The sequence below is a fragment of the Stenotrophomonas sp. STEN022 genome, from assembly GCF_056760155.1.
Genome location: NZ_JBRREG010000058.1, coordinates 21,547 through 30,629, shown reverse-complemented (window position 1 = coordinate 30,629; position 9,083 = coordinate 21,547). Strand labels below are relative to the sequence as shown.

Below are 9,083 nucleotides of genomic sequence, written 5' to 3'. Positions count from 1 at the left end.
CTCCTCGCCGCGGCCCCCCGCCCCCCCCCCCCCCCCCCCTCCCCCCCCCCCCCCCCCGCCCCCCCCCCCGGCCCCGCCCCCCCCCCCACTACAGCGGCCTGCTCAGTCTGCTTCGGGACGATTCAGGGCCGCGGTCAATGCAGCGGCGTCTTCGCGGCTGAGGAACAGGTACTCCAGTTCGGCGCTGCCGAACTTGTCCTCCAGTTCCTGCTTGCGCACCGGATGGTTGCCAAAGCGGTAATGGGTGCTGCCGTCATCGATGTTCTCGATGGCGTATACGCCGAACGACGGCGGGTTTGTCAGGGTGCCTTCCAGCCTGACGGACTCAGGGTCGATGGAGCGCTGGATGAGGTCTTCTAGGTCGATCATGGCGTAGCAACAGGACTGATGGGGGGATGTTTGCGGCAAGTGGAATCGCTGGGGCGGTCCACGTCAATGCTTCTCATGCTTCCAGCCGCGGTGCTTGCCATCGGATAACCACTCGATGGCCTGGGCGATCCGCTGCTGGCGGGTACTGTCGCGCTTGGCTTCACCTATCCATTCCAGATAGTCGCGTTGGTAGCCGGGGCTGAAACCGTCAAAGTGTGCCTTGGCGACGGTTGCGCCAGCCAGTGCCTCGGCGAAGGCCGGGGGCATCGGCAAGGGCGCGCGCGGGGCCGCTTTGGGGCGGGTTACGCCTGCATCGATACGTTGCATGGCGGCCCGTAGCTGGGTTGTGAATTCGCGCTTGCCGGGCAGGTCGCCAAGCGCCTGCAGGCGACCGTACTGGCCCATGGCCGAGTCATCGCCGCTGCCGGCCTCGCGTTGCCAGAAACCCAGCGTGGCATGCGCCTTGAACGCGGCCATGCCACACAGCAGCTTGCCCTTGTACAGGAACGCCGGCATGCCCCACTTGATGGCTTCCTCAGCCGTCGTGCAGCCGCTGTGCACACGCAGGCGGATCTCGTGCAGGATCGGCTGCGCGAAAGCGGCGGCATTAGCGATGTAGTCGTCTACGCGGGGGTCTGGGGTTGGCATGGCTGGCCTCGGATGGGCGCAGCCTGCCGTTAGTTTCGCGTTAAAACAAGCCCGCCATGGTCGTAGGCGGGCGAACAGCCTGTTCTGGCATGGTCAGGCGCGCTGCGATTTCCTTGCCAAGCCGCTGCACAGCGCGATGAAAGCGGTGAAGACGGCCATCGACAGGAACTGCAGGCGGGTTTCCGGGGTGGCCAGCAACAGTGCGAATATCAGCGCCAGGATCGCCAGTGCCAGCACCGTCAGGTAGGGGAATCCGGCCATGCGGAACGGCAGCGGCGTACCCAGGCGGTCTGCCCGGCGGCGCAGGATCAGCTGCGATACCAGGGTGATGGTCCACACCAGCAGGCAGGTGGAGCCGACCACGTTGAGCAGTACCGGCAGCACCTTGTTCGGGTAGATCAGCTCCAGCACGGTGGCGGCGAAGCCGAACAGCACGCTGGCCAGGACGGCCACTACCGGTACCTGGCGGGTATTGGTCAGGCTCAGCCAGCGCGGCGCTTCAGCCCGTTCAGCCAGCGAGTAGATCATCCGCGAGGCGCCGTACAGGTTGGCGTTCAGCGCCGACAGCAGGGCGATCACCGCGATCAGGGTGATGGCCGTGGCGGCCCCGGGGATGTTGGCGACCTGCAGCACCGCGGCGAATGGCGATTTCAGGGTCTCGCTGTTCCACGGCACCACCGCGATGATCACGCCGATCGAGCCGATGTAGAACACCAGGATGCGCCAGGCCACGGTGCGGATGGCGCGGGCCAGGCTGCGCTCGGGATCCTGGGTTTCAGCCGCGGCCACCGCCACGATCTCGGTGCCGCCGAAGGCGAAGATCACCACCAGCAGGGCCGCGCCGATGCCGGCCAGGCCCTTGGGCATGAAGCCGTCATGGCCGGTGATGTTGGCAAGGCCGGGTGAGGGCACGTTCGGCAGCAGGCCAAGCAACAGGGCAATGCCGACCAGGATGAAGGCGATGATGGCACCGACCTTGAGGATGGCGAACCAGAACTCGAATTCGCCGAAATTGCGCACGCCCAGCAGGTTGATGGCGGTGAATACCAGCATGAAGGCCAACGAGGTCATCGGTACTGACAATTGCGGCCAGACCGTATTGAGCAGGCCGGCCGCGCCGACCGATTCGGCCGCGATCACCACCACCAGCTGCGCCCACCACAGCCAGCCCACGGTGGCACCGGCGGTGGCACCCAGGGCATCGGCCGCGTACACCGAGAAGGCGCCGCTGGCCGGCCGCGCGGCCGCCATCTCGCCCATGGCGTGCATCATGATGATGACCAGGGTGCCGGCCACCAGGTAGGAGATCAGCACTGCCGGCCCGGCGGCCTGGATGCCCACGCCCGAACCCAGGAACAGGCCGGCGCCGATGGCGCTGCCCAGCCCCATCATGATCAGCTGGCGCGGCTTGAGCGCGCGTTCCAGCTTGTGTGAGGGGGCGCTGGCCGGGGCGGAAGAAGTGCTGGGCATCGGCGGGTTCTAGGACAAGAAGAGGGCGACACGATACCGCGTCCGCCCGCCGCAGTGGCTGTGCCGTTGGTGGGGATTGGCATGCTGCCGGTACGATGCAGGTCCCGGCGCGCATGTGCGCCTGCAGCAACGGGTGCGCGGATGCGTGGTCTGGATTTCAGTTCCTGGCAGGGCCTGCTGTCGACGCTGGTGGGCCTGGCGATCATCACCCTGATCGGCGTGGGCATCCGCCTGCTGGTGATGCAGGCGGTGCAGCAGAAGCGGGAGGCGGCCAACCGCCAGATCAACGAGCGGCTGAAGACCCTGATTGCCGCCTACAAAACCTTGGGTGGTTCCTTTACAGGCGATCTCAGCGTCGACCCCAGCCACCTGCGCGATCTGCGCCGACGTGCGGCCGAACTGGCGCAGGGACAGACCGCTACCACCGCCGACGGTGCCCTGCTGTTGCCAAGCCCGGATCCAGGCGAGGCGGGTGAGCGGGCGCGGCGCATCCGTGATGCGGTGGAGGCGGCGCTGTCGGACGTGATCCTGCTGGGCACCGAGGAGCAGGTGCGGCTGGCCGCGCGCGCTGCCACCGATATGGTCGAGGGCCGGCCGATCCATACCGCCGAGCTGGTGGTGTCACTGCGCGACTTCGTCCGCAGCGTGCTGGACCTGGAAGTGATACCCGCTGCGGTCGCCATTCCCCGCCAAGGGCCGTTGCGTCCGGCGGGCAGCGGTGGCGGCAACAAGGGTGCGGGCAAAGGCGCCGACAAGGACGCCGCGGGTGGTGGCAAAGGCGGTGCCGGTGGTGGCGGCATGGGCGGCATGGGCGCCGGCATGGGCATGGGCGCCGGGTTGGGTTACGGCGCAGGACGCGGTGGTGAGGATGATTCCGAGCGCGGTGTTTGAGGCGCTATAGCAGGCCGGGGATTAAGCGCTTGGTGCGTGCCGCATAGGCACTGTAGGCGGGCCCGAAGTGGGCCATCAGGAAACGTTCTTCCTGGCGCAGCTTGACCCAGAACGAGGCGAACACGATTGCCACGGCGATCACTCCGCGCCAATCGCCAACCATCAACGCGGTGCCGCTGAACATCAGCAGGAAGCCGCTGTAGATGGGGTTGCGCACATGCGCATACGGGCCGCTGCTGATCAGCTCGTGTGCCTGCTTGATCTGCACGTTGCCGCTCCAGTTGCGGCCCAGCTGCCAGCGCGACCACAACGCGAGTGCGGCACCGGCCGCACACAGCAGCAGACCCAACGTGTAGATCGGCACTGAATGCGCAACGAACTGCTCACGCAGCCAACTGTGGCCGAACCAATGGCCCGGGCCCAGCAGCAATACCGCGATGATCAACGGCAGCCAGTACGCCAGGAACTGCCGGGCACGCGATTCGCTGCGGGTCACCGGCTTGGCGCGCAGTGCGGTGATGGCCCAATAGCCAAGCACTACGGCCCAGCACAGCAGCAGGCCGAGATGGAAGACGGTTGGCATTGGCGGGTCCGTTGTCGCAGAACGGGCGCTCAGTTTGATCCGTGCCGTGTCACCTGCCCGTGAGTTGGATTTGCTGTGGGCAGCACCGCGCGCTGCGTTCTGAAGCGGTCTTGGTTCGATCGGCTGGAATCAACGGTGGTGCCGGATGAAGCAACGGCGCCTTGCGGCGCCGTTGTCGGTTCAACTTACTTCCAGCGCGACTTGCCGCGGATGTAGCGCGCCGCATCTTCCAGTGAAGTGGGCAGGTACTCCGACCACAGGTTCGGCGGATAGGCGTTCTGGTAGGTGTCGTAGACGTCGCGGAACAGATCCATGTGCACGACAGGCTGGCGCTTGCGCGCGCGCAGCTCGGCGATCGGCACGCGACCCAGCACCAGCGTCTCTTCCTTGCTCTGCGCCTCGGCGACGACCTTGCCGCTGGGGTCGTACAGGGCGGTGCCGCCTGAGCCCGGATCATCGAAGTACGGTCCGTTGTCCGGCGAGATCGAGTTGTTGACGATGGACGAATAGACGCCGTTGTACATCGCGCAGGCAGCGATATCCATGTCCGAGAAGCCACCGGAGGCGGTGCGCAGGAAAACCTCGGCACCCTTGAATGCCATTGCGCGGAACAGCTCCGGCTCACGCTGGGTGGAGCTGGTGCAGATATTGCCCAACGGCGTGCGCGTGACCGGCACCACCGCATCGCGGCCGTACATTTCCACGTAGCGGTCGAGCACGTCGTAGGTAGTCGTGGTGAAAAGCTCGAAGTCCGGGAACGCACCCTTGAGGTTGCGCGCCTTCCAGTGCTTGTCCACGATTTCGCCCTTGTCGTTCATGATCGTGGTGATCGACAACACATGGCCCGGCCAATCCGGATCGGTGGCGTAGGCGCCAAACACGATCCAGGTGCCGTACTGGCGTGCCTTTTTGGCGATGGCCTCGGTTTCTTCGCCGGGAATGGTGATGGCGAACTTGAGGATTTCATCGCGGGTCCACTTGCGCCAGCCGCTGAGCGGGAACTCGTGGAACTGCAGAAGATCGGGCTTGGCGTGGTAATGCGCCTTGTCGATGAGCTCGAGCATATGCGCCAGATTGCGCTTGCTGCCCGCCTTCCATTCCCTGGCATCGAAGCTGTGCACGCGCGATTGCACGAGACCCAGGGTCCAGGCCGGCTTGGCCAGTTCAACCGTGGCGTAGGTGCCGTCGGTGCGCTCGTTGAGCGCATCCGGCCCATTGCCCATGGCTGCCTGTGCGGGAGCCGAGGTGCCGAGCAGGGCGGGGCCGACGGCGCCGAGTGCGGCCAGGCCGGCGGCGCTGCCGAGGAAATGTCTGCGGGTGTTGCTCATGGCTTGCCTCGATGGATGTGCGGCGTGGATCATCTTGGTTGCAGTTGCAGTTGCAGTTGCAGTTGCAGTTGCAGTTGCAGTTGCAGTTGCAGTTGCAGTTGCAGTTGCAGTTGCAGTTGCTGTTGCAGTTGCAGTTGCAGTTGCAGTTGCAGTTGCAGTTGCAGTTGCTGTTGCAGTTGCTGTTGCTGTTGCAGTTGCAGTTGCTGTTGCTTCTCCCGCTTGCGGGAGAAGGTGCCCCGAAGGGGCGGATGAGGGGAGCTTTTAAAGCTTCAAAAGCTTTCAAAGCGCTGGGTTCGCGCGCCAGGAGCTTCCCCTCACCCCAACCCCTCTCCCGCGCGCGGGAGAGGGGCTCAAGCAACAGCTGCAGATCAGATCGGGTCGCCGTTGAAGCTCTCGCCCTTGATCTTCTGCCAGTCGCGGCTGACGAACTTCTCATCGATCAGCGTGCGCTGCACGAGCACGCCGTTCTTGTACCAATGCCAGATGCGGTTGCGCAGCTGGCCGCAGTCGGAGAGCTGGATCATTTCGTACAACTCCAGGCCTTCCTCGCCCTTGCGTTTCCAGTACAGCATCACCGTGCGGTGATAGTCATCCAGCGGCACTTCGGCGGCCCAGCCATAGATCAGCTCGTTGTCGAAGATGACGCGGCCGAATTCATAGCGGGTGGGGAAGTCACGTACTTCCACCTTGCCATCGGCCCAGCTGTAGTGGTTGGTCTGGTGATAAGGCACATTTTCGTCGGCAGGGAAGCGGCAGATCAGGCGTGACTTGTGCTCGTCGATCTTGTCGCCGTTGGCATCGTAGTAGCGATAGACGCCATCCCAGACGCCTTCGTGGCGGGCCAGCAGCGGCAGGTGCAGTTGCATGTTCGGCATTGCGGTTTCCTGTGGTCGTATTGATGTCATCAGTTGAGGCTCGGCCTCATTCGTTGCGAAGTGCATCCATCACTTCTTCCATCGGCACGTCCATAGCACCGCCTTCCACCGCTTCGGTTTCCTGCTGCACGATGCGCAGCACCCGGGCGATGTATTCCTTCATCCACAGCGTGCGCTGGGCTTCGGCCTCGCGGTCCGGGCGGAACTGGTCCAGTTCCTCGCGGCTGAGCAGGCCCTTGTGTTCAATCAAGCGTTCCAGCGCATCCAGGCGCTGATGGGTGACCGCGTTCTCCATGGCAATTGCCATGGCGATGGAAAGCACGCGCTCAACATCCGGGTCCTTGAAGAAGTACGGACGCTTGCCGCGGGCGCGGCTGCCGGCCAGGGCGATCGGGTCGATGCTCATGCTTTCCAGGCTCCAAACATGGTCCACAGCGCGGCACGGCCGTGGTCTTCGCCGCTCTCGCTGGCGACCGGGAAAATGTCCCGGTCGACCACGCCGCGGACCTTGGTTTCGAAGTAGCGCTCGGCATCGAAGCCGGCCGCAGCCATCATCTGGCGCAGGTCGTACTCGTGCATCACGCTCCAGAACGGCTCGTTGTTGTTGTATGCATCCCAGTCGCGGATGAACTGCTCGTAGGGGTCCATGCCGTGGTATTGCGGCTGTTCCAGATGCGCGGTGAGGCCACCGGTCGCCAGCAGGCGATGGATCTCGCGCAGCTTGCGCGGCATCGCCGTGGCCGAGCTCTCGTGCCAGAACATGGCGGTGGTGATCAGGTCGAACGAACCATCCGCATAGTCCAGCGCTTCACCATTGGCCTGGCGAAACGTGATGTTGTTGATGCCGAGCGCGCGGGCGCGGGCATGCGCATAGCGCAGCATCGGTGCGGCCACGTCGATCGCGATCACGTCGGCCTCGGGAAAGGCCTGCGCCAGCGGCACGATGTTGTGGCCGACGGTGCAGCCGATGTCGAGGATGCGGCGCGGCTTGAAGCCGGGGTGTTCTTCCTGCAACCACTGCGCCAGGGCCTGGCCGCCGCCGTCGTTGTAACGGCCAAGCATGCCGCCGGTGGTGGCGAAGATGCCGCAGTCGTAGTTGGCGGCGGCGGACACATCGTCGGCCAGCAGTTCGGTGTGGTAGCCACCGGGCATGCAGTGGATGTCGACCGCGCTGGAATAGCGCGGCACCTGCACCGAGGGATCGAGTTGCAGGCCGTCGTCGCTGGCGTTCAGTGCGCGCGTCTTTGCTATCAGCGCATCCACCTGCTTGAGCACCAGGCCGCGACCGGCCTGCTGGCGCATTTCCATGCTGCTGCGACGCAGGGCACTCCAGGTCTGGTAGATCGCATCGCCGGCCATCGCCTTGCGGACTTCGTGGCGGGTTTGCGGGGCGCGGCCTTTCTGCTTCTCGAACGCCGGTTTTACCCGACCTTCGTAGGCGGCTTTGACCTTGGGGCTGAGCTGGGAGGCCAGGTAGCCATTGAGGTTGGCCAGGAAGTCGAAGCGGGCGGTGTCGTCCAGCGCGCTGTCAGGGAACACCGCGTGGCGGCCCACGTGCTGCCAACTGGGGGGCAGGGCTTGCTGGCTCATGGCGACTCCTCGGGAGGCTTCAAGTTCTAAAGTTATATCTATGTGTCATGAAGGTCTGGTTGGGGTCAAGCGACCAAGTAATACCTGTGCCCTTGCGCCTGCGTACTTGCAGAAACCTCCGCCAGTACGGTCTGCCGGCCTGTCTCCCGGCATCGCCCGTATCCCGAATTTCTCAAATGTCCGGACAAAAATCCAGTGCCCTTTTTCAAGGCCTGGGTGAGTGCTTTTTTGTTGCAAAGCAACATCTTGCGCAGTCCCGCCCGTGCCCGCTGTTGCTGGGCTTTCACGCCATCCAGCAGTGCTGCGGGGTGGGCGACAAAGGTTCTACAAATGATTGGACAAACATGTACTAATGATATAGCTATATGTCATCTTCGACAGGTCGGCAGGCCTGTCTTCCGTGGTCCGGAGCAGGCCAAGGCACTGGCTTCATCGCTCCATTTCAACCGGGGGTTGGACGTGATTCGAATGTCATCGGTTTTGCTGGCTGCCGCAATTGCACTTTCGCCACAGGCAAAAGCGCTGGATCTGCAGTCCGAAACGGGCAGCGTCGAGGCAATGGTCAAGTTGCGCTGTTCGCTGGACCCGAAGCAGGAAGAGATCCTGTGGTGGGCCGGTACCTTGTTCGCGCAGGAGCCAGGCAAGAAAGCCGCGCCGCTGATGGGCTTCGAGGGCTACAACATCTGCCGTGCCGAAAAGCAGGCCGATGGTGTGTGGCGCCTGTACACGCGTGAGCTCACCTTCTACCGCGATCTGAAGACCGGCAAGATCATCGACAGCTGGGACAACCCGCTGTCCGGTGAGCGCAACGAAGTCGTGCAGGTTGCCAACGATCCGGTCAACACCGTGCTCAACGCGCCGGGCCGGCCGATGCAACTGCCATGGGTGGAAGCCGGCGACCAGGTGATGTTGACCCTCAACATTCCGTTGGCCTATCCCAACCCGCTGCAGCCTGCCGAATTCCCCGCCGAGTCCAGTGGCCCGACGTACATGGGCTCGGAACACTTCATGTTCTTCGCGCCACGCGCGGACCTGGAAAACCCGGCGTTGAAGAGCGTGCCGGTCACCTATGGCTGGACCCGCATCGGGCCGTGGCTGCCATGGATGAAGCTGGGCATGCGCCCGGGCAGCCTGTTGTACATCGCGCAGGGCAACAAGCGCGCATCGGTCAGTGAGCTGCCGGCCGATATCCAGGAACTCGTGCGCAGCCGTTACCCGGAATACGCACGCGCACCCGAAACCTGGGTGCAACCCAACGTCACCAGCTGGAGCGCCTACAAGCGGCTCAAGCAGGGCGCGGCGGCGAAACAGCAGGACTGAAGCACGGAA

11 protein-coding genes are annotated in these 9,083 nt (G+C 64.3%); 3 read left to right on the top strand and 8 right to left on the bottom strand.

Going from position 1 to position 9,083, the window contains the following annotated elements; all coding sequences use genetic code 11:
- Positions 1-102: 102 nt before the first annotated feature.
- The 3 genes from ACVOMF_RS13030 to ACVOMF_RS13020 form a co-directional block, all read right to left on the bottom strand.
- Positions 103-369 (bottom strand): hypothetical protein, encoded by a 267-nt coding sequence (locus ACVOMF_RS13030; protein WP_282272864.1) that lies wholly within the window; start codon positions 367-369, stop codon positions 103-105.
- A 63-nt stretch (positions 370-432) separates the two neighbouring features.
- Positions 433-1,017 carry a YdeI/OmpD-associated family protein gene (locus ACVOMF_RS13025; protein WP_481509678.1) on the bottom strand — a complete coding sequence of 195 codons (585 nt, stop codon included), beginning with the start codon at positions 1,015-1,017 and terminating at the stop codon, positions 433-435.
- A 93-nt stretch (positions 1,018-1,110) separates the two neighbouring features.
- Positions 1,111-2,487 (bottom strand): amino acid permease, encoded by a 1,377-nt coding sequence (locus ACVOMF_RS13020; protein WP_481509677.1) that lies wholly within the window; start codon positions 2,485-2,487, stop codon positions 1,111-1,113.
- A 141-nt stretch (positions 2,488-2,628) separates the two neighbouring features.
- Between ACVOMF_RS13020 and ACVOMF_RS13015 the strand changes: the two genes are divergently transcribed.
- On the top strand, positions 2,629-3,378 hold the full coding sequence (locus ACVOMF_RS13015) for a hypothetical protein (protein ID WP_481509676.1): 750 nt from the start codon (positions 2,629-2,631) through the stop codon (positions 3,376-3,378).
- 4 nt (positions 3,379-3,382) lie between these two features.
- Here ACVOMF_RS13015 and ACVOMF_RS13010 read toward each other — a convergent pair whose 3' ends face one another.
- Positions 3,383-3,961, bottom strand: a complete 579-nt coding sequence (locus ACVOMF_RS13010) for a methyltransferase family protein (protein ID WP_481509675.1) — start codon at positions 3,959-3,961, stop codon at positions 3,383-3,385.
- A gap of 185 nt (positions 3,962-4,146) precedes the next feature.
- Positions 4,147-5,289: a nitrilase-related carbon-nitrogen hydrolase gene (locus tag ACVOMF_RS13005; protein WP_481509674.1), complete on the bottom strand. Its 1,143-nt coding sequence runs from the start codon at positions 5,287-5,289 to the stop codon at positions 4,147-4,149.
- Between ACVOMF_RS13005 and ACVOMF_RS13000 the strand changes: the two genes are divergently transcribed.
- Positions 5,288-5,554: a hypothetical protein gene (locus ACVOMF_RS13000; RefSeq protein ID WP_481509673.1), complete on the top strand. Its 267-nt coding sequence runs from the start codon at positions 5,288-5,290 to the stop codon at positions 5,552-5,554. The genes ACVOMF_RS13005 and ACVOMF_RS13000 overlap by 2 nt on opposite strands.
- A gap of 103 nt (positions 5,555-5,657) precedes the next feature.
- Here ACVOMF_RS13000 and ACVOMF_RS12995 read toward each other — a convergent pair whose 3' ends face one another.
- Genes ACVOMF_RS12995 through ACVOMF_RS12985 form a run of 3 tightly spaced genes read right to left on the bottom strand, consistent with a single transcriptional unit; the run spans position 5,658 to position 7,754 of the window.
- Positions 5,658-6,164 carry a hypothetical protein gene (locus tag ACVOMF_RS12995; protein WP_296247456.1) on the bottom strand — a complete coding sequence of 169 codons (507 nt, stop codon included), beginning with the start codon at positions 6,162-6,164 and terminating at the stop codon, positions 5,658-5,660.
- Between the two features lie 46 nt (positions 6,165-6,210).
- Positions 6,211-6,570: a hypothetical protein gene (locus ACVOMF_RS12990; RefSeq protein ID WP_296247458.1), complete on the bottom strand. Its 360-nt coding sequence runs from the start codon at positions 6,568-6,570 to the stop codon at positions 6,211-6,213.
- Complete coding sequence (locus ACVOMF_RS12985; protein WP_481509672.1) at positions 6,567-7,754, bottom strand: class I SAM-dependent methyltransferase; 1,188 nt, start codon at positions 7,752-7,754, stop codon at positions 6,567-6,569. Before ACVOMF_RS12985 ends, ACVOMF_RS12990 begins: the two co-directional genes overlap by 4 nt.
- A gap of 468 nt (positions 7,755-8,222) precedes the next feature.
- On the opposite strand from ACVOMF_RS12985, the gene ACVOMF_RS12980 reads away from it, so the two are divergent.
- On the top strand, positions 8,223-9,074 hold the full coding sequence (locus tag ACVOMF_RS12980; RefSeq protein ID WP_481509671.1) for a DUF1838 family protein: 852 nt from the start codon (positions 8,223-8,225) through the stop codon (positions 9,072-9,074).
- Positions 9,075-9,083: the final 9 nt, after the last annotated feature.

Coding starts and splice junctions, on each gene's coding strand:
- ACVOMF_RS13010 (WP_481509675.1), bottom strand. CDS start 3,961: ATGCCAACCGTCTTCCATCTCGGCCTGCTGCTGTGCTGGGCCGTAGTG.
- ACVOMF_RS12985 (WP_481509672.1), bottom strand. CDS start 7,754: ATGAGCCAGCAAGCCCTGCCCCCCAGTTGGCAGCACGTGGGCCGCCAC.
- ACVOMF_RS12995 (WP_296247456.1), bottom strand. CDS start 6,164: ATGCCGAACATGCAACTGCACCTGCCGCTGCTGGCCCGCCACGAAGGC.
- ACVOMF_RS13025 (WP_481509678.1), bottom strand. CDS start 1,017: ATGCCAACCCCAGACCCCCGCGTAGACGACTACATCGCTAATGCCGCC.
- ACVOMF_RS13020 (WP_481509677.1), bottom strand. CDS start 2,487: ATGCCCAGCACTTCTTCCGCCCCGGCCAGCGCCCCCTCACACAAGCTG.
- ACVOMF_RS13030 (WP_282272864.1), bottom strand. CDS start 369: ATGATCGACCTAGAAGACCTCATCCAGCGCTCCATCGACCCTGAGTCC.
- ACVOMF_RS12980 (WP_481509671.1), top strand. CDS start 8,223: ATGTCATCGGTTTTGCTGGCTGCCGCAATTGCACTTTCGCCACAGGCA.
- ACVOMF_RS13015 (WP_481509676.1), top strand. CDS start 2,629: ATGCGTGGTCTGGATTTCAGTTCCTGGCAGGGCCTGCTGTCGACGCTG.
- ACVOMF_RS13000 (WP_481509673.1), top strand. CDS start 5,288: ATGGCTTGCCTCGATGGATGTGCGGCGTGGATCATCTTGGTTGCAGTT.
- ACVOMF_RS13005 (WP_481509674.1), bottom strand. CDS start 5,289: ATGAGCAACACCCGCAGACATTTCCTCGGCAGCGCCGCCGGCCTGGCC.
- ACVOMF_RS12990 (WP_296247458.1), bottom strand. CDS start 6,570: ATGAGCATCGACCCGATCGCCCTGGCCGGCAGCCGCGCCCGCGGCAAG.